Raw genomic sequence first — 19,521 nt, forward strand, 5'->3', positions numbered from 1 at the left:
TGTGTAAGATGATAAAGAGAGTTGAAATCAGATTGAAGAGCTTATGGACTGCGATGAGTATCATATTGTCCCTAATATCCCTTGGTGGATGTGCAAAGAAGTTTAGTTATGCTCGACAACTTCCAACTTCGCAACCCGCGGATTCCATCGATTTGAAATATTTTGATGTCTATGCGAATACCGAGTATTTCGATTTTGAAAAGAGACAGCGCAGACAAGGAGACGATTCCTCTAGTAACAATATTGAACGTATAGGCATCAATTATCTGCTTATCGAAAAAACAGGAGCTTACCCTAAAAAGGTCATACATATATCGCCTATAAAGTACTATTCTCAGGTTAAGATAAATGTGCTCGGCAAGAGAACTTCTGAGTTCTCCTCCTTTTCTCGGGAATATTTTGATAAGGGAAATATTCTGGATGTCCGACATTTTAATTGCTTTAGAAAAGGTTCTTATTTTGAAAATGGAAGAATAAGTTTTGATACGTTAGACTATTGGGGCACCCATCAACGTATCGCTGATCAAATAGAAATAGATAGCCTCACCTTGTCTGATGGAGAACTTGTATCTGTAAATAAGTACCTCCAGTTTGCACAAGTATTTGTCAAGGTAGATAATCCTAAATGGTTTTTTTCGAACTATAAATCCGAAAAAGAATATTATTTGACACCGATTAAATCGATGTTCATATATGGAAATGAAGAAAAAAACCAAGTATACTTTGAATTGGCCGAGAAAGACAACTTCAAAAATTATGTGAAATTTAGCAATCGTGTGCGTTAGCAGGTCACTGTCCTAATTTTTTGTATGTTTAGTTTTCGGAATATTGACCAGATGTTCGGCCTTGCGCTTGAAGCAAGACCGATCATTATAACAAGTCACCATGATGCATGAAGATAGTCGATTTAAAGACCAGCACCTGATATTGGAAAACCCAAGTTCTATCATGAAACCAAAAATAGGAAAGCCTTACTCGCCCTTATTGAAAAGTTAAAGAAAAAGTGATTGGCGAGAAGCGTGCTGCAAAGATCAGCTCTGGGCATAGTGGATGGTTGCCGGATGTTACGAATTGCGCGATTTGTTGGTCTTCTATAGAGTCGATGATACGATACTCGGTTTTACAGAGAGCTGTGTCAGTTGTGCTGGTGATTATAGCAGTGAAGGATTGCTAAGGGTTGTGTTTTAATCCTCCACTCGCCATAAAGGGCTGAGGATCTGAGCCGATTTGATCAAGTGTGTTGTTTTGTGCAATGCGGTGCTATAAGCACTATAGAAATCGCTGTAGGTCTGGAAATAATCATCTAATTGATGATATACCTCTGTCATCTTTGCCAAGAAGTCTTCCAGGTCTTTTTCCAATGTCCCTACGTCGACAGCCATGTCCGTATGATGATAAAAAACCGGGTCCAAAACCTTGAAATTTAAAGGATCTATGGGTTTTTCATAGCTGTAGTAGGTGTCAGCGATGTCAATATATTCTTTTTCTAAACAGGCTATCTTGTCGTAGAATGTAATCATACGCCGATGTAGGTGCTGTACCTGGAGATGGTAGTCCCGCAGCTCGATTTGAACGTTTACCTCTAAGTCAGCTATAAGATTGGAATTGTCAAAATCTATTGTTTCTTTATAGAATACCAAAGTATCGGCCAAATCCGTTCTTTCATCCTCTAAATCGTGAAGTTGGATAATCGTCAATAATACGAGTGCGTGCTCTTTTTCGAAACGCGTCTTCATTTCCCATACTTGGTCATGTGCTTTTCGATAGTCGGCTAAGGCCGTCCGTTCTAATTTTCCCTCTAGTGATGGTTCTTCTTTTAAATAGGTGATTTTTCTTAATGGATGATTGATAACAACACTCTTCATATTCATAATCTAGCAGTTTTTAAGTTTAGCTTAGGGGTGAAAGGCTTTAGACACACATCAGTGATTCGGTTAGTAGGAAAGCCTCCATCAGCATTTAAAATAAACAATAGTTTTACAAAAAACAAAGGATATCTTCTGATTACTTTTCGAAGCAATCGGAAGATATCCTAAGCATCATTGGCTATACCACAAAGCAACGGACGTTATCACTGTAATTGGGCGTAGGGTCAGGGCCTAGATAGGATACCCTAAACTCGTACTCTTTTAAATGATCGAGCTCTTTGAGGGTTATCCTAGATTTGGAACTCAATGTGATAGTCCAATCAATCGCACCCACGATTCGATGTTCAAATTGATAATACCGAGCGGATTTCCACGCCTTGGTGCTGAGATCAACCATCATTAACCCCTGTTCGTGGTTGCGCACAGTTAAGATGGTGGGCTTGGGTGATATACCAACTGGTATAGAGCGTGGTTTCGAGGGAGTAAATCCCGCTGCCAAGATAAGGTTAGGGTCTCCTTTGGCCACCATTTCTACATGCAAGGACAGTTGGTACAGTGCTTGTCTCAGGGCCGTACCATTCTGATTCTTGATGACTACCTGCCGTTTGTCGCGATAACTCGCTTCGGCGACACTGTTCCTGAACAGATCTAGCTCTGTCTTCAATGCCGCTACTAACTCGGTCGCATCTGGAAAGAGTACCGCATTTTCTGTTGATTTTTTCAATACATTGTCTCCGTACTTCAGCAACTTTGCTTCCGATCCGATTTCTGTTGTTACTTTTGGCTTTGCCATAATAAATGAATTTAAAAGGTTAAAAAAAATTTAATTGTTCAACAAATGTACGACAGAGGTGAAGGGAAAATGGGGGTAAATAGTGCCAACTTTTGGACAGTATTAGGCTTTTTACTGTCACTATTAGACACCTTGTATCTTACTTTTAAATGAAAGTGCTTAGATGAAGCCGTAAAGGCACTTTTTGGGCTGAGTTGATATCAGCGACAGGTCATGACCTCTGGAACAAATGCGACGATCTTTACATCCAATGTACCCAACTTAGTGCTTAATGAGCGGATTGTTTGATGAAGTGAGACCACCTTTGTATCCAATGGGACTTTCTTTGGGTCTAATTGGACAACCGCTGTAAGTTATGTGACCATCCCAAAGCTGGATAATAAGATGTTTAATCCAGAGGTGTGTCATGTTAGGTATACCGTCTGCTACTTTTTAGTAAAGGTGTGTAGATCGGTTTCCAAGTCAATCTCTTTCTTGTGATAATAACGTTCGTTTGATGCGATACTGCGTTCATTGTAATCAACGACGAAGTTTAATTGAGCAATAGTGGAGAAGTTTGTCTTGCCTGTTGTAATCTATTCTTAATCGAACCAATGTTTGACGAAGCTCTTCTGTTTTCCCATTTTCTCTCTGAATTCATTTGGTCCCATCCCGAATCGTTTTTTAAACAACCTAGAAAAGTGTTTTGCACAAGAAAAGTTTAATGAAAACGATATACTAGCCAAGGTATCGTCTGAGTTCAGCAAAGTCTCTCGAGCACTGGCCAGCCTATACTCTATGATATACCCGTTAACAGTCAAAGGCTTATTGACAAATGTACGGAACAGCTTGCGCCGGCTCACGTGCATAGCCTCTGCTATCTTATCTGGATTAAGATCCGAATCCCAAAAGTGTTCACGTATATAGACCAAAGCATCGCGATATAGTATCATGTCGTAATCCTTCGCATCTTTTTTTTCGTTCGTCAATTCTTGAAAAACCAATTGACATAATCGGAGGTTCCATGCTGCAAGCTGAAAGTTGATGGCAAAGGGTTTGAAATCAAATCGGCGTAGTGCTTCCAAAACGGCAAGTATTTTACTGCTTACCATCATGTTTCCAATAACTTGCTGATCATTAAGTTGGTCCACCGATTGAATAAGACTCCCTAGTTTAGGATAATCTTGAACAAGATTGGCTAAATGTTGCTGGGCTATACCCAGCATAAAAATCCAAGCTTTCCCCTCCTCAAGGGATAGCGTTTGTGCTCCTTCGGTAGTGTAGTAGCACAATAGCTTTTGTGTTTTCAAATATTGGGGAGTGGATAGCTCGATCTTTCCATCTCCTAGTATTGTCAAAAGCATCCAAAGATGACCGTTTCCCTTATTTAAATGAAGTTCTATTTCCTGTTTGCAAATTCTGTCTTTTAGTTCTAGCCAGCAGAAGTCTTGATTTTGTAAAATTCGATGTTGAAGGAGGATAGTGTCTTTCTCGGATGGCTCCTCTTCATCGCTGAATTTATCTGCGACTCCAAAAGAATACCCCATATAGGGTAAGAATGCTAGATAGCCGTCATATTGGACTGTCTCTTTGTGGGGAGTTGGATTTAAAGATTGTAAAAATCTAGATCTTAGCATACTGCTCATTGGTCATCAATAGCAAGATACTAAATTATCGAGAATCAACAAAATAGGAGGTAAGACAGTGCGATTATCCGAACCGCAATCCGGTTGCCATGTCCGGCCTTCATTCTGATTATATCAAGGCTATATAGGCTTCCTTTTTATGGGTATCTAACCTGAGGATGAATAGCGTGCTATAGCGTCGGGTAGATTTTAATGAGCTTTGGCTGTAGCAAAGATTTTTTTCCCGATCATAGTGAGGGCGACAATCACAATACCCGCTAGTAGGCCCGTTGCAAATTCTTTTACCACAGCTGGTAAATCAGGGGCAATATGGTGTAAATAGTCAATATTGTGCACAAAGATTCCACCTGAAACCAATATCAATGCTATAGTACCTACAACGGCAAGAAGCTTGATGATGACGGGAAGAGATTTAACCAGTAGGTGACCGATTCCAGAAAGCATGCCTTTATCGTTTGAATACGTAATTAATTTATGACCAGCATCGTCCATTCGAACAATTAGCGCCACAATTCCATAGACACCCACGGTGGCCAATAGAGCGACTACCGATACGGTGGCAATCTGTAATGCTAAACTTTTGTCCAAGACAGTTCCCAAAGCGATAATCACGATTTCGACGGACAATATAAAATCGGTCGTAACAGCAGACTGGATTTTGGCTTTTTCAGCGTCTTGACCGTTACTTTCTGCCTGTTCAATCACCTGATGTCCTTTTTTCTGACGATGAAAGAGATATTCGACAATCTTTTCTACTCCCTCGTATGCTAAATAGAATCCACCCAGAATTAAAATGAATTTGATAGCCACCGGGAAAAAAGCGTTGAGTAATAAGGCAATGGGTACGATGATGAGTTTATTAATCAGTGAACCCTTGGTAATGGCCCATAGCACAGGTAATTCTCGAGAAGAAAGAAATCCCGTCGCTTTCTCCGCATTGACAGCTAAATCGTCACCTAATATTCCGGCTGTTTTTTTAGTGGCGATTTTACTAGTAATAGCCACGTCATCCATTAGTGCTGCAATATCATCTAAAATTGCGAAGAAACCTGATGCCATATATGTGTTGTATCTTATTAGGCGTAAAAATATAAATATATATTTAATTTCAGCATGCGTTGATAAAGTGACCAATCCGGGTTATATAGATGGGTAGTCAGCATAAGCTGGAAGCGTATATAGTAGTAATTTGGTTAGTGGGATCGGGCTAGTCTTTTTTTGTGATACCTTAGTCATCTGAATTATGTTTTCTTAACATAGCATTCCTGTATGCTTCTCCCCATTTTGCTATTTCATCTATGATGGGTTCCAGTGTACGCCCGTATTCGGTCACCTCATATTCAACTGTAATGGGTTTGGTATTCATGACTGTACGACTTATGAGATGATTTATTTCCATATCCTGCAACTCTTTGGATAGCATTTTGGCTGCGATACCATCAATCTCCCGAAGCAGGTCCATAAAACGCATTTTCCCTCCCTCCATTAAGGTGCCTAAAATATGGAATTTCCATTTGCCGGATAAGATTTCCATGGCGTCCCTGATAGCAGTTGTTCGTGCTTTACAGTCAGGTCTATTGTTGAGGGTTGCATTTTTCTTCATCGCTATCGTTGTTGTGGGGTACAAAATTACAAGGTGAAATTACTGAAACGCTTATTAGTTTCCAAGAGGAAAGTAGTTTCAAAAAGGAAACTAATAGCGATTGTATACTATCGCTATATTACTTTTGCGACAGATTTTAAAAAAACATAAAATGAAAAAATTATTAGTTATCGCGGCAGTAGCATCCGTCATATTAGCTTCATGTGGAGGCGCAAACGGAGATAAAGCACAAACTGGAACAGAACAGCAAGTGGCTGAACAAAAAGGAGCAACTTTTACAGTAGATACTGCTGTTAGTTCAATCCAGTGGAAAGGATATCACAAAGGAGGTTTCGATCCACGATTTGGTACATTGAAAAGTGAAGGTACAGTATCTGTAGAAGAAGGGGTAATCACCGCTGGATCATTCGTCATTGACATGAACTCTGTGTTGACAAATGCAAGCTCAGTAGATCCTGCAAAATCAGGTGGAAAGACCTCTGTTGATTTAGATGGACATCTAAAAACCGCAGATTTTTTCGAAGTAGAAAAATATCCTACTTCTAAGTTTGAAATCACAGGTGTAGCTGCCTTTGATGCTGCAAAAGATAAAAGTGTGATTGCAGATGCAACGAATATCATCAGTGGAAATTTGACAATCAAGGATAAGACTGTGAATGTCTCTTTCCCTGCAAAAATCGTCGTTACAGACAATGAAGTAAGTGTTCAATCTAAATTTACGATCAACAGACAAGATTGGGGATTGGCTTACGGCACGGAAGGTGATCCTAAAGATTGGATGATTTCGCAAGAGGTTGATATGGAATTGAATATCACTGCAAAAAAATAATGATTGAAAAGCGCCTTACACCAAAGGCGCTTTTTTCATAAATCAGTTAACCAGGATTTAACCAGATTATAACAACATGTTGTTTATTTGGTAGCGTTACGTTAATATAGGTGTGATAAGTTTGTTCAAAACTTTAGAAACGCTTATGCTAACACTTCTACAACATTCCATTAAGAATTATTTAGTATTGATGCTGACCGTGATATCTCTATCATTCGGTCCACAGGCCTTTGCCCAAGGCACCCAAGCATCAATCAATGGACGTGTCACCGATGAAACCGGTACAGCCGTAAGCAATGCTACTGTACGAGTACGGAATGAGTCAACCGGATTTACGACATCTACAGTTACAAATGAGCGCGGTGGCTATGACCTTAAACAGCTTCCGTTAGGAGGGCCATACACTATTAATGTCCTTTCGATGGAGAAAGGGGAGGGGTCCGCAGTGGGCATTCAGCTTAATCAGGGCGATGTAGCTCGCGTCAATGTGGAGTTGATATCTAGTGCTCGTTCACTAGATGTCGTCGAGGTGAAGGCCAACTCGATGAAAAATACAAAAGACTACTTAGGTGCTGCTACTGCATTCTCCTCGAGAGATATTCGCTCACTACCCGTCAATGGACGTAATTTCACTTCCTTGACCGATCTGTCGCCATTGGCCAGAGGGGGAAGCATTTCAGGACAGCTCGGTTCGTCCACTAATTTTACTATAGACGGGATGAATGCTAAGAATCCTACATCGGCAGGTTCGACTACAAGCCGTAGTGGTGCTCCTTATTCGATTTCGATGGAGGCCGTACGTGAGTTTAAGGTAGTGACCAACCAATACGATGTTACCTTTGGACGTAGTGGGGGTGGTACTATTTCTGCAGCTACCAAAGCAGGTACTAACACGGTGACCGGATCGGTCTTTGGCTTTGGACGCGCCGATTGGTTGACGAGCAAATATGATATCCGTGGTAATCCGCGTATCGGAGATTACTCGACCTATCAGTTTGGATTTTCGTTGGGCGGACCTATCATTAAAGACAAATTACATTATTTTATGGTATGGGATCGGCAGCAGGACAATCGGTCCTTACTGATTGCCGATGTCCGTTCGGCGTCCAACGAAGAACTGTATAAGATTAATGCTCAGACATTGGATCGCTATTTGGGTATAGCACGTGGCAAATATGGGGTATCCGATCAGCCGCAGACGGGTGCTATAGGCAAAAAGAGGACATCAGATGCGGTCTTTCTTAGGTTGGACTACCAACTTAATGATAAGAACTTGTTAACCATCCGCAACAACCTGACGTATGATTACAATCCGATGGGATTAGGAGACAATACCAGTATCAATATTCTGGAATCATGGGGTAATGACAAAAACTTTGACAACAGTTTGTTGGCCACATTACGTACCTCCATCTCACCACGTGTGACCAATGAATTGAAAGCTCAATATTTATATGTCTATCAAAATAGTACGCAAAGCGATCAGATTGGTAAGAATTATATACCCCGTGCTATTGTAGAGAATATTTCCTCAGATATTAATGGCAAATCTCTGGCGACTAATATCCAATTGGGAGGGCATCGCTTTGCGCAAGAGGGTTTCCGCAATAATGTATTCCAGCTGACCAATAATCTGTACTATGATACGGACTTTGCTAAGTACACCTTTGGTGCAGACGTGATGGCTACACGTTCAAGCTCGGTTTATGGTTCAGAGGTTAACGGTCGTTTTCACTTTACAACCACAGCCAAGACTGCTACTGCGGCAGAGATTCCCGCTTTGGACAATTTTGAAGCCCTACGTCCTTACCGTTACTATAGAGAAGTACCTTTAAAGGATGATATCACAGTAAAGGGCACTATTGCAAACATCGGTTTATACGGGCAAATGAAGAAAAATCTAATGCCTGGTTTGGAGATGACAGCCGGTGTGCGCATGGACTATGCTTCTTATCCAAAAGCGAACTTCAATCAAATGGTATACGATGAGCTTGGCATTCGTACCGATAATGGCATTAGTTCCTTCATCGTACAACCTCGTTTGCAGTTTTCGTGGGATATCAACGAAAACCAAACTGATTACCTACGTCTGGGGGCGGGAATCTTTGCATCAGATCTAAATAACTATGTCATCATTAACAACTTGACATTCGACGGCTCTAACCTAGCCACAGTAGATGTACGTGGTAGTGATGTGCCTACACCTGACTTTAATGCCTATCGTAACGATCCTAATAGTATCCCATCTTTGGCAGCCCACCAACTACCGACAATCAACTATACCGGTGAGGACGTGAAGGTGCCAACAGTATACAAAGCGAATATTAACTATACTAAGTTCATTACGGATAGACTTAAGGTAGGGATTACCGGATACATGACCTTGGGCCGCAATAATTATACGTATGTGGAACGCAATATGGTCGACCAGCCTTTCTTTCGTCTAGCGAATGAGGCCAATCGTGGCGTATTCGTCCCGGCGGACAAAATTGATACTAAGACCGGACAGCCGGATTGGAAAGATGGACGCAAATCTAGTAAGTTGGGCCGTGTATTGGAATTGACAAGTATAGGTAAGATTAATCAATATGCTGTAGTAGTGGACGCGACATACAATTATTTTAAAGATGGAAGTATCACGGCCAGTTATACTTGGAATGACACGAAAGATAATACGTCATACAATGGAAATGTGGCTAATACTGCAACATTGGTACAACCGGTAGTGGATGATCCACGTGACTTGAGCGCCATCACGTACTCGGATAATCAATTTAGGCATAAGGTGGTCGCTTATGGTACTCTGCCAACATTCTTTGGCGTACAAGTCGGTGTGCGTTACACCGGACTTGGTGGAACTCGCTACACCATTCGTTCTGGAGCCAATACCAATGGTGACTTTGTGACTCCTGATAATGACTTGGCTTACATCTTTGATTGGAAGGATACCAATCTTCCCGAAGGTATTATCAAGGGATTCAATGGTATCATGGACAATCCAGAGGCGAGCGAAAGTTTGAAGAATGTATTGCATGAATATAGGGGCCGTATTGCCGAACGCAATGCGGGCGAAAACAGCTTTTATGGTACGGTAGATATCCGGATTGCCAGAAATTTCCGCTTCTATAAGACTCACGGTATAGAAGTGTCGGCTGAGATTTTCAATTTCGGGAATATGTTGAACAAAGAATGGGGAATAAATCACTCTCTGGGTAATCAGACCCTGTACAAAGTAAACTCTTTTGATGCTGCAAAACAGGAGTTTGTCTATAGTGTGAATTCTGTTGGCGCTAAAGGCTATTCTGGTAATCCTTTCCAGGTCCAGCTGGGTATTCGCTACGCTTTTTAAGCAAAGCTATAAAAACTATATGATACAAAAAGACCGGCATATGCCGGTCTTTTTGTATAGCTATTGGCTTGCGTCTCAAAATTGGAAGCAAATTCTCATTCTATATGTATGAACGTAGTAAGGCGTGAAACAATAGATGTATACGTAGTCAGATGTTATCGTTTTTGCAACTATTTTCGGGCAATGCGATCTCGTACTTCCTTACAAATATCGTCAGTGATTTCCCAGATAGGTTCGGGGTCGTCAATATTGTTGATAATGACCTTATCACACAATTCGCGATAAGGCAATAAGTATTCGTTATAGGATGGTACAACATGGTTGATCCATTTGTAAAGGACGTCATCTCGATCGTAACCACGTTCTATCAAATCGCGTCTAAGTCTTCTTTCCAATGCAATAGATTCTTCAGCATCTAAGAAAATGCGCATATCCAGCAAATCATTGACTTCTGTATAGTGAAAGATAAAAAGTCCTTCGATAACCAAGATTGGGGCTGGTTTGATTTCCAACATCTTGGGTGTAATCGCTGGATTGTTGAACGTATACTCTTCTTTATGTATCGTTTTGCCATCAAACAAATCTTTGATGTCCGAATAGAAAGCTTGTCTGTCTATCGATGTTGGGATGTCAAAATTGTAGAGTCTATTCTCTTCCTGTGTCTTGGTGTTTGCAGGGATGTAATAGTCATCTTGGGAAATCAATGTGATTTCCGTTGGGCCGAAATGCTTTAGGAAGCTGTTTAAGAAAAATGTTTTACCTGAACCGCTGCTTCCAGCAATCCCAATGACAAAGGGTTTGTTATCCATTTATTAAATCAAAAATATGGCTCTTGAGAAACAGAATGTGCTACTCGTAAGCCACTACATACTTATATTATTGCTCCAAAGGTACGCCATAATTTATTTCTACCAAAAAACGTTTGTCTAAGGCGCCAATATAAGTTGCCGCAGATTTTGAAAGTACGACGATGGCATTTTCTGTTTCTGCGTTGTCATTGAATTTGCCGACAACCTTTGCATAAGTTACACTATTTGTCATCGGATTGGTAATCTTGAGGATAGTACCGATCGGGGCTGTCTTATGGAGAGCAAGGTTACTTTTTCCTTCCGAATTTAGATTCGTCATCCACACGGCTATCCCTCTTTCTTTTTTCTCACGAATCCCATATTTGTTGGCCGAAATCTCGTTGTAAGATGAATCTCGCTCTTTATTCTCGACGCGTGTAGTATCAATAGGTGTCACCACTATCTTTGGTTCTTCGATAGGTTCAGGAAGCGCAGTGTTAGGGATTTTTAAGATTTGGCCCTCTCTGACAGCGTTATTCTTAAGGTTATTGAATTTCTTGATATCATCTACAGATATGCTAAATCTTTTGGAAATGGCATACAACGTCTCGCTCTTGCCAACTTTATATTCTGTAAAATCACCTTGCTGGGCCGCATTGATTTGACTTTTTATAACCTCTTTTACAGTACTCGGGTTTTTCTCTTGCTGCTGGTAAGGTCTCCCAGTCGGTATTTTGACGATATCACCGGGACGCAGATCTTTACTGTTGTTGGTGGACATGATATTTTTGACCACCACATTGTATTGTCGGCTAAGTTTATAATATGTGTCTTTTTGTTCTACTTTATGGAGAATATAAACCTCGCCTTTGATATTTTCAACGCCAACAGAATCCTTAAGTAAGGTGTAGGGTTTGTCTGAGGTTGCGTAAAGATTCGGAATAGAAAAACTTGCAAAAGCAACAAATGCTATTTTTTTAAAAATAGTAGATTTCGATAGTTTGTTCATGTTAAAATTATGCAATTATACTAAATACGAAACAATTTCCTGTTTATTATAAGACATGAGAAATAATTGTTCGTTTATTTGGAAATAGGGTTGGGGAATCATTTTTATCATATTATCCAACACCGTCATTTTTTGTAACTCTTTAAATTTATCGGATAACAAAATATCCAAGGTGTATCCATTTTCAGCTCTGGTGTGGTAGCACCAGATGAAGTTGTGCTTGACTTTGCTAATCCAGATGGTATCCTCATGTTCTTTCTTTTGCAAAAAATCTGGAAGTATACCATTATAAGCAAGTGGGAAATTGATGTGATTTGAACAATAAGCAATTTCGATTTCAGGAAGACGAAGATGCTGACCAGAACTTAGAGATAAGTATTCTTCAAAGCCAGCACTAATGGTATGATGCCTGACTTTCAGTACGTTCTTAAAAATATCGACTAAGAGGTAATGGTGCCACTCGTGGGCAATATGCCGCGAAGGGATGTGAACAACGAGAATACCTGAAGCTTGTGGCGCATTCGCCCCGATTTTTTTTAAAATGAGGTAGTCTTTTTGAATCTCAGCCAATGTCCATTCCTTAGTCTTAAGTCTAAAATCATCCATTAACGAATGTCCTTCAAAATCTATGACATGAAAGGAGGGGGTGGTGTCTACCTGGTTGCGTGTCTCTATGGCCAATAGCCGAGCATCAGTATCAGCTTCGATCTTCCAGATAGGACTCGAAAACTTTTTTTCAAATGCTTTATTAATTGTATATTTAACCATTACGCTCAACACAAATTTCAACCAGTTAATGATTGAATATATGAACAAATTTACGAAAAGCTTTTTAACCTTTCTAGGCTTAATGTTATGTTTTGGCATAACAACCATTCAAGCACAACAGATTTACAAAGTCCAAATCAAGGATGAGATTGGTCCTAACGCTTGGCGGGTTTATAAAAACGCTTATCAAAATGCACTTGACGCTAAGGCAGACTATATTTTAATCGATATGGATACTTTTGGTGGAGCGGTTAATTATGCGGACTCTATCCGTAGTGCATTGTTGAATTCTAGTGTAAAGACTATTGTGTATATCAATCATAATGCAGCTTCGGCAGGTGCTTTGATTGCCATAGCGTCGGACCATATCTTCATGCAGAAAGGTGCGAGTATAGGGGCGGCAAGTGTTGTGGATGCCAAAGGTGAAATATTACCCGAAAAGTATCAGTCTTATATGCGCGGTTTGATGCGTGCCACAGCCGAGGCCAAGGGAAGGGATCCAAGGATTGCCGAAGCATTTGTAGACCCGTCTATTTCTATACCTACGCTAAAGCCGGATGGCAAGCTCTTGACAATGACGGCTGGAGAGGCTGTAAAATCCGGTATAGCACAAGCAGAAGTCGTTTCAGAAAAAGATATCTTTGTCGCGCTCAAGTTCGAAAAACCTGTGGTAACACAACATAAAACGACTGTGGTAGATGCCATTATTGGGTTTTTAATTAATCCAATGGTGAGTGGTGTATTGATATTGTTGATTATTGGAGGAATCTATGCGGAAATGCAAACGCCGGGTATTGGATTTGCATTGGTCGTCGCCCTAGTGGCCGGAGCATTATTTTTTGCACCTTTGTATATGGAGGGGCTTGCCGCACATTGGGAGATAGCTCTATTTATAATTGGTATTGTGTTGATCGCTTTGGAGATCTTTGTGATTCCGGGGTTTGGAGTTGCAGGTGTGCTGGGCATTCTTTGTCTGGTATGTGGACTTGCCTTTAGCATGGTGTCCAATGATTATTTTGATTTTAAATTAGCGCATCCAGGGATGCTTTTTAATTCGTTTATGATTGTAATTGGTTCAATGATATTAGCCGTCATATTGATGGTGATTTTTGGGAAGAATATTTTGAAGTCTTCTGCTTTTAAAAGATTGGTGCTCCAAGATGAGCAAAAATCAGACGAAGGGTATACCTCTTCTATCCATAAAACTAGTCTACTGCATAAACAGGGTGTCGCGAAGACAGTGCTAAGACCTTCCGGTAAGATTGAAATCGAAGGGGTGTGGTATGATGCGGTGGCCTTAGATGGATTTATCGAGGTGGGGGCACAGGTTTATGTAGAAAAGCATGAAAATTATAATCTCTTCGTCCGTAAAATAGAGGAATTGGATGCATAATTATAAAAAAGAATGGGCTACTTGTTTAGGTAGCCCATTCTTTTTTATAATTATACGTTACTAGAACTTTGCGCCTAAGGTCAAGACTGCACTTGTACGATTATTCTTGATTTCGGCTACTGGACTGGCGCCACCCCAAAATTCTTCGTCAAATACATATGGACTTTCGTAATGTTTGAACCTGTCTTGTACCACCGCTAAATCTAAGTATAGCGCGTTTGTGAGCTTTAACCCAAGTCCAACAGAGCCTGAGTAGTGACTATAGTCAGCATTTTTGTATGGGTTTCCGTAATAATTGAAACCGGCACGACCACTTAATATGTTGGTAATTAGGTATTCTCCACCGATTCTTGCATTAATCGCAGCTTTGTAAGTGTCTTTTACAGAGGCCTTCATGTTGTCTTCGAATTGTTGATCCGGAAAATTGATGGACCTGAATCGAGTAGTCGAATAGTCTGTCAAATCAGCATCTACTGTAAGTAGACCTCTTGGGAAAAATTTGGTGACCCCTAAGCTATATTCAAATGGTGTAATGATGCGAATATCATCTGGAGACTGATCTTTGATTTGAGCTCCTTGTAACGCCGTTCCGCTGCCTGTGTAGATAAAGTCTGTTGTGAAGAATTTGTCGTCTTGCACCGTAAGCCAGGTCGGTGTTTTAATCGTGACACCTAAATTCCAGTCTACAGCTGGTTTGTAAATCATACCTAGTTTAAAGTCGAATCCCGAACCTTCGGAATGTTGGTCAAGATAATCGTCCACAGCATATGCAACATCGAGATACTTGTTTTCTAATTTTGTAGGATCTAAGAATACGGAGTTTGGATTTTCGGCCTTAACTTCTGCCGCATTTTTGGTTGTGCCTTCTTCCGTAAATCGTTGATAAGTCGTGTACCGGAAAGATGTCATCGAAAAAGTAGCTCCGATGAACAATGTATTGCTGTAGTTCGCTCCGAAGGATAGCGAGGTCTTTGAGCGATCTCCTTTGGTAATCAATTCATTTTCTTGATACTTGTCGCCATTCTGTTTTGCGATAGGGAAATAACCCGATTTATCAATGTCAGGATAGCCAGTGATAAATTTGGAGCCAATGAGACTTCTTTCCCAATCCGAATTTGGCGAGCGATAGGCATCGTCGGAAAAGAACTGGCCTATCGTACTTTCGGGATTGGTGCCGGAGTAAAAAACCTTCTCTGCGAAGTTGTTGGTCTTGTCGTAGCTAAGTCCCACATTGAAGTTTAACCATCCCTGAGTTAAATCATCACCTATACCTCTTGCAGATGGAAAATGAAAGACAGCCCCTGCATTATCAATCTGAAAACGGTTTTGATCTCTGGAATTATTCTGGCCAAAGTAATTTGTCTTGGCGTTGTTATTAAAGTAATTAAAGGTTACAGCAATGTCAGATTGACCAAAGAAACCCAAACCAGCTGGATTGCCTGATATGGAGCTGATGTCACCACCTAAGGCTGTCTGTACATTACCCATTCCTTTGAAGCGTGCTGTACCTCCTTTATATTCCTGAGAAAAAAGAAGGGCTTCTTTGTTGAATTGTCCATGGGCAGTTCCCAGGACACCTGCAATAAATAGAGTTGAGCTTAGTAAATGTTTTAAATTCATGTATCTGATATAATTTACATCATTGGATGACAAAATAATAGTCAATACGCTTGATGCATATTGACTATTATTTTGTTATTGGATAATTAACGAGATCTTGTAGAACGGCTTGAGGCACCACCTCCACTGCTTCCTCTTGAAGAGCTTCCGCTGCTCACACCAGATGACCTACCTGATGAAGATGAAGGCGTATACGAAGGTCTCGATGCAGGTTCAGATGATCTGCCTGTAGACCGACTGGAAGGTGCACTGCGAGTTTCAGCAGGACGTGAAGTAGGGTTTGTCGAGCGAGAACTAGGACTTGTAGAACGAGAGCTTGGCGTAGCACGCTCTGTTGAACGGGTTCTAGTCGAGCTAGATGGGTAAGTGGCCCTATTGTTGTCCCTTGATGTTGTGCCATTGTTGTAGCTGTCTCTTGTACGGCTAGAACGATCCGAAGTCACGGCTCCATTGGTACTACGGTTTGAACTTCGTACCTCTCCGCTTCTTGAGCGTGTAGTGGCACCTGTGATACGACCGTTTGCATCTCTGCTTACAGCTGTTCCTCTACCACCACTTCTAGCTGTTGCCGATCGATTTGAGGTATTTCTATAGCTTGAGCTTCTGGCAGAACCTCTACCGCTGGTATATGTATTTCTATAAGCAGTAGAACGATTGGAGGCTACGCGATGACCGCCACCCCAATAGTGATTGTGTCCGCCACCATAATATCCGCCACCATAGTAAGGATGTCCCCATGAATTGTAATACGAGTTGTATCCCCAATAGTTGCCCCAACCATAGCCAGGATATCCACCCCAACCATAGTAGGCGGGACCCCAAGGATTATATCCCCAGTTGAAACCAAGAGACCAACCTCCACCAAACCCGAATCCTACTCCTAGGCCGAATCCACTATAACCATACCATGGATCGAACCATGGGTCGTAGTAGGACATTCCAGGAGCGGCATAATAGAAGCGATTGATTCTATTTGCATACTCCAATTCTCCTATGTCATCGTTGTATTCTTCGTCTGAATACTCATCTGAATAGTAGCCTTCATCACGCTGTACATATTGATCTTCGTCGGTATAATAATAATCTGGACTCTGATATACCCGTTGAGCTTTAGATTGGTTATTATAGACATCATCCCTGTAGGTGATTTGCTTGCTGGTTGAACAAGAGCTGAGTGCGAGCACAGCAACTAACGTCAACCCACCGAATAATAATCTATTTTTTTTCATCTTAATTTTTTTTTATTCATTTGTAATGAAGTTATCATGACCATCTCATACATGTTTGTGAGCGTATGCTCATGTTCGATTCATGATTTCCATGTCTGTTAACCTTCGACAATACATTCTAATTTACTATCTTAGACGCCAAATTAAACGATTAGTTTAACGTAATTTGTAAAATATTTAAAATTACGGATTTTAATCCGTTCGTATCTTATAAAGACGAGAATTAATCATAGAATGTTACAATTTTTTGAATAAATATATATGAGTAAAGGAATTACAAGCCGCGCTGAAGACTATTCGCAGTGGTACAACGATCTGGTAATTAAAGCAGATTTAGCCGAATATTCAGCCGTGAGAGGATGCATGGTCATCAAACCATACGGATATGGCATCTGGGAACGTATACAGGCCATTTTGGATAAGAAATTTAAAGATACCGGTCACAGTAATGCGTACTTTCCTTTATTTATTCCTAAATCATTTTTTTCTAAAGAGGCTTCTCACGTAGAGGGGTTTGCAACAGAATGCGCTGTTGTGACTCATTATAGGCTTAAGAATGACGGAAATGGCAATATCATTGTAGATGAAGACGCAAAATTGGAAGAGGAACTAATCGTGCGTCCTACTTCGGAAACTATTATTTGGAATACGTATAGAGGTTGGGTTGAATCCTATCGTGATCTTCCAATCTTGGTTAATCAGTGGGCCAATGTGGTTCGCTGGGAAATGCGTACACGTTTGTTTCTACGGACTGCAGAATTTTTGTGGCAAGAGGGACACACGGCCCATGCTACTGAGATAGAAGCTATTGAAGAGGCGGAAAGAATGTTGGATGTATACGCTGATTTTTCTGAAAAATATTTGGCAGTGCCTGTGATAAGAGGTAGGAAGACTGAAAATGAGCGATTTGCAGGGGCCTTGGATACCTATTGTATAGAAGCATTGATGCAAGATGGTAAAGCATTGCAGGCCGGTACATCACATTTTTTGGGACAGAATTTTGCCAAGGCATTTGACGTTAAATTCACTTCTAGAGAAGGAAAGCTTGAACATGTATGGGCTACCTCTTGGGGTGTTTCTACTCGATTAATGGGAGCCTTAATCATGGCACATTCGGATGATCAAGGATTGGTATTGCCACCTATGTTGGCCCCTATTCAAGTGGTAATCGTACCTATCTATAAAACGGATGAAGAAAAGGCTAACATCGATGTATTTGTCAACCAGTTGATTTCCGAATTGAAAACAAAAGATATCTCGGTTAAATATGACGATCGTGATACCCAGCGTCCGGGATTTAAATTTGCGGAATGGGAATTGAAAGGCGTGCCTTTGCGAGTAGCGGTGGGATCGCGCGACATGCAAAATAAAACTGTCGAATTAGCAAGAAGGGATACCCAAACGAAAGAAACCGTGGCTCAGGAAGGGTTATCGGGACACATTACAACCCTACTGGACACCATCCAAGAAAATATCTTTCAAAAAGCGCTAGATTTTAGAGATGGACATATTACGGAAGTGAATTCCTACGAGGAGTTCAAAGAAGTATTGGAAACCAAAGGCGGATTTATCTCTTGTCATTGGGATGGAACAGTGGAGACTGAAAAGAGGGTCAAAGAGGAAACGAAAGCAACGATTAGATGTGTGCCTTTGGACGCGAAGGAAGAAGCCGGTGTCTGTATTTTTACGGGCAAGCCTTCGAATAAACGTGTTCTATTTGCAAAAGCGTATTAACAGAAGTAAAAGTGTTATTGAGTTAGAAAGTTATCAAGTGATGGAAATCGATCAGAGTTACTTGGAGCTCTTTTTAATACGTTCAATCACCATACGCCATACTAAATAACTATATGCGATATCTTATACTGGGTTGTGGTTGGGTAGGTCAATCTGTAGCTGACAAATGGTTGGCAGATGGGCATGAAGTTTGGGCTTCTACAACCTCCGTAGAAAAATACCATTGTCTTCAAGACAGTGGTATTTTTGCTTTTCAATATGATTTTGATACGAATGACCTTCCTGTTGAGGAAATGCCAGCAACTTTTGATTTTATTTTGGTAAGCATTCCAGCAACAAATCGTCATTCTGTTGAGGTGCTGAAGACAAGGTTTGAACACGTTCATACTTTTTTGGCCCGTCTCCATTATCAAAAACTAATTTTTCTAAGTTCTGTGGGAATTTATCCAGACATATCTGCTCGTATAGATGAAGCTAGTTTGGAGGAGGGCGATCTTAACGAAAAATTGAGGCTTGCAGAGCGTAGCATGCAACTGTTGAGCAATGCATATGTTTTCAGATTGGGAGGATTGTTTGGTAAGAATAGAATATTTGCCAAATATTTTGAGAATAGAGTATGCACTACTGGTGCTCAACGGGCAAATTTCGTTCATCTTGATGATGTCATGGCCTTGTTGGAATTGGCTTTTCGAAACTCTTTGCGTCAACCGATTTATAATCTTGTGGCACCCGAGCATCCATTGAAAAGGGATGTTGTCATCGCCTCTGCTCTAAAAAATAGTATGGCACTACCTAAATCCTTTCAAAATGACGAATCATTTCAGAAAGTAGTGCTTGGTGCGTTGTTACAAGACGAACTGAACTATACATTTAAATATCCTTCGCCATTAGATTTCTAATACACGAGCGGCTA

Annotated in this window: 16 protein-coding genes; 6 read left to right on the top strand and 10 right to left on the bottom strand. The window is 40.7% G+C overall.

From position 1 onward, the window contains the following. Nucleotides 1–8 precede the first annotated feature (8 nt). On the top strand, nt 9–785 hold the full coding sequence (locus OQ289_RS07455; protein ID WP_270090086.1) for a hypothetical protein: 777 nt from the start codon (nt 9–11) through the stop codon (nt 783–785). 399 nt (nt 786–1,184) lie between these two features. Here OQ289_RS07455 and OQ289_RS07460 read toward each other — a convergent pair whose 3' ends face one another. From OQ289_RS07460 to OQ289_RS07480, 5 genes are all read right to left on the bottom strand, one after another. Next, nucleotides 1,185–1,871, bottom strand: a complete 687-nt coding sequence (locus OQ289_RS07460; protein ID WP_270090087.1) for a hypothetical protein — start codon at nt 1,869–1,871, stop codon at nt 1,185–1,187. A 175-nt stretch (nt 1,872–2,046) separates the two neighbouring features. Further along, nucleotides 2,047–2,661: a hypothetical protein gene (locus OQ289_RS07465; RefSeq protein WP_270090088.1), complete on the bottom strand. Its 615-nt coding sequence runs from the start codon at nt 2,659–2,661 to the stop codon at nt 2,047–2,049. Nucleotides 2,662–3,242: 581 nt separating this feature from the next. Continuing rightward, nucleotides 3,243–4,277 carry a helix-turn-helix transcriptional regulator gene (locus OQ289_RS07470; protein WP_270090089.1) on the bottom strand — a complete coding sequence of 345 codons (1,035 nt, stop codon included), beginning with the start codon at nt 4,275–4,277 and terminating at the stop codon, nt 3,243–3,245. 198 nt (nt 4,278–4,475) lie between these two features. Continuing rightward, on the bottom strand, nt 4,476–5,345 hold the full coding sequence (locus tag OQ289_RS07475) for a DUF808 domain-containing protein (protein ID WP_270090090.1): 870 nt from the start codon (nt 5,343–5,345) through the stop codon (nt 4,476–4,478). Between the two features lie 169 nt (nt 5,346–5,514). Then, a complete protein-coding gene (locus OQ289_RS07480; protein WP_033565971.1) occupies nt 5,515–5,889 on the bottom strand; it encodes a winged helix-turn-helix transcriptional regulator in 375 nt (124 codons plus the stop codon). 151 nt (nt 5,890–6,040) lie between these two features. Here OQ289_RS07480 and OQ289_RS07485 point away from each other — a divergent pair, with 151 nt between their 5' ends. Both OQ289_RS07485 and OQ289_RS07490 read left to right on the top strand, forming a co-directional pair. Next, nucleotides 6,041–6,718, top strand: a complete 678-nt coding sequence (locus tag OQ289_RS07485; protein WP_270090091.1) for a YceI family protein — start codon at nt 6,041–6,043, stop codon at nt 6,716–6,718. Nucleotides 6,719–6,863: 145 nt separating this feature from the next. Continuing rightward, a complete protein-coding gene (locus tag OQ289_RS07490) occupies nt 6,864–10,067 on the top strand; it encodes a TonB-dependent receptor (protein ID WP_270090092.1) in 3,204 nt (1,067 codons plus the stop codon). Between the two features lie 170 nt (nt 10,068–10,237). Here the strand turns inward: OQ289_RS07490 and OQ289_RS07495 are convergent, their stop codons facing one another. From OQ289_RS07495 to OQ289_RS07505, 3 genes are all read right to left on the bottom strand, one after another. Beyond that, the gene (locus OQ289_RS07495) at nt 10,238–10,876 is read right to left on the bottom strand and encodes a uridine kinase family protein (protein WP_270090093.1); all 639 of its coding nucleotides are present in this window, start codon (nt 10,874–10,876) and stop codon (nt 10,238–10,240) included. Nucleotides 10,877–10,943: 67 nt separating this feature from the next. Then, nucleotides 10,944–11,864, bottom strand: coding sequence for a LysM peptidoglycan-binding domain-containing protein (locus OQ289_RS07500; RefSeq protein WP_270090094.1), 921 nt, complete (start codon nt 11,862–11,864; stop codon nt 10,944–10,946). Nucleotides 11,865–11,879: 15 nt separating this feature from the next. Then, the gene (locus OQ289_RS07505; RefSeq protein ID WP_270090095.1) at nt 11,880–12,632 is read right to left on the bottom strand and encodes a DUF4905 domain-containing protein; all 753 of its coding nucleotides are present in this window, start codon (nt 12,630–12,632) and stop codon (nt 11,880–11,882) included. 40 nt (nt 12,633–12,672) lie between these two features. Here OQ289_RS07505 and OQ289_RS07510 point away from each other — a divergent pair, with 40 nt between their 5' ends. Continuing rightward, nucleotides 12,673–14,025, top strand: coding sequence for an NfeD family protein (locus OQ289_RS07510; RefSeq protein ID WP_270090096.1), 1,353 nt, complete (start codon nt 12,673–12,675; stop codon nt 14,023–14,025). 60 nt (nt 14,026–14,085) lie between these two features. On the opposite strand, the gene OQ289_RS07515 is transcribed toward OQ289_RS07510, so the two are convergent. Both OQ289_RS07515 and OQ289_RS07520 read right to left on the bottom strand, forming a co-directional pair. Beyond that, the gene (locus OQ289_RS07515; RefSeq protein WP_270090097.1) at nt 14,086–15,645 is read right to left on the bottom strand and encodes an OmpP1/FadL family transporter; all 1,560 of its coding nucleotides are present in this window, start codon (nt 15,643–15,645) and stop codon (nt 14,086–14,088) included. 86 nt (nt 15,646–15,731) lie between these two features. Then, nucleotides 15,732–16,874: a hypothetical protein gene (locus OQ289_RS07520; protein WP_270090098.1), complete on the bottom strand. Its 1,143-nt coding sequence runs from the start codon at nt 16,872–16,874 to the stop codon at nt 15,732–15,734. A 261-nt stretch (nt 16,875–17,135) separates the two neighbouring features. Here OQ289_RS07520 and proS point away from each other — a divergent pair, with 261 nt between their 5' ends. After that, nucleotides 17,136–18,608, top strand: a complete 1,473-nt coding sequence (gene proS, locus OQ289_RS07525) for a proline--tRNA ligase (RefSeq protein WP_270090099.1) — start codon at nt 17,136–17,138, stop codon at nt 18,606–18,608. 113 nt (nt 18,609–18,721) lie between these two features. Further along, entirely contained in the window at nt 18,722–19,507 is a 786-nt protein-coding gene (locus OQ289_RS07530) for an NAD-dependent epimerase/dehydratase family protein (protein ID WP_270090100.1), read from the top strand. Nucleotides 19,508–19,521: the final 14 nt, after the last annotated feature.

It is taken from the genome of Sphingobacterium sp. SYP-B4668 (assembly GCF_027627455.1).
In the GTDB taxonomy this organism is placed as follows: domain Bacteria; phylum Bacteroidota; class Bacteroidia; order Sphingobacteriales; family Sphingobacteriaceae; genus Sphingobacterium.

Coding starts and splice junctions, on each gene's coding strand:
- OQ289_RS07460 (WP_270090087.1), bottom strand. CDS start 1,871: ATGAATATGAAGAGTGTTGTTATCAATCATCCATTAAGAAAAATCACC.
- OQ289_RS07500 (WP_270090094.1), bottom strand. CDS start 11,864: ATGAACAAACTATCGAAATCTACTATTTTTAAAAAAATAGCATTTGTT.
- OQ289_RS07465 (WP_270090088.1), bottom strand. CDS start 2,661: ATGGCAAAGCCAAAAGTAACAACAGAAATCGGATCGGAAGCAAAGTTG.
- OQ289_RS07490 (WP_270090092.1), top strand. CDS start 6,864: ATGCTAACACTTCTACAACATTCCATTAAGAATTATTTAGTATTGATG.
- OQ289_RS07530 (WP_270090100.1), top strand. CDS start 18,722: ATGCGATATCTTATACTGGGTTGTGGTTGGGTAGGTCAATCTGTAGCT.
- OQ289_RS07495 (WP_270090093.1), bottom strand. CDS start 10,876: ATGGATAACAAACCCTTTGTCATTGGGATTGCTGGAAGCAGCGGTTCA.
- OQ289_RS07510 (WP_270090096.1), top strand. CDS start 12,673: ATGAACAAATTTACGAAAAGCTTTTTAACCTTTCTAGGCTTAATGTTA.
- OQ289_RS07505 (WP_270090095.1), bottom strand. CDS start 12,632: ATGGTTAAATATACAATTAATAAAGCATTTGAAAAAAAGTTTTCGAGT.
- OQ289_RS07455 (WP_270090086.1), top strand. CDS start 9: ATGATAAAGAGAGTTGAAATCAGATTGAAGAGCTTATGGACTGCGATG.
- OQ289_RS07475 (WP_270090090.1), bottom strand. CDS start 5,345: ATGGCATCAGGTTTCTTCGCAATTTTAGATGATATTGCAGCACTAATG.
- OQ289_RS07480 (WP_033565971.1), bottom strand. CDS start 5,889: ATGAAGAAAAATGCAACCCTCAACAATAGACCTGACTGTAAAGCACGA.
- OQ289_RS07515 (WP_270090097.1), bottom strand. CDS start 15,645: ATGAATTTAAAACATTTACTAAGCTCAACTCTATTTATTGCAGGTGTC.
- OQ289_RS07485 (WP_270090091.1), top strand. CDS start 6,041: ATGAAAAAATTATTAGTTATCGCGGCAGTAGCATCCGTCATATTAGCT.
- proS (WP_270090099.1), top strand. CDS start 17,136: ATGAGTAAAGGAATTACAAGCCGCGCTGAAGACTATTCGCAGTGGTAC.
- OQ289_RS07470 (WP_270090089.1), bottom strand. CDS start 4,277: ATGCTAAGATCTAGATTTTTACAATCTTTAAATCCAACTCCCCACAAA.
- OQ289_RS07520 (WP_270090098.1), bottom strand. CDS start 16,874: ATGAAAAAAAATAGATTATTATTCGGTGGGTTGACGTTAGTTGCTGTG.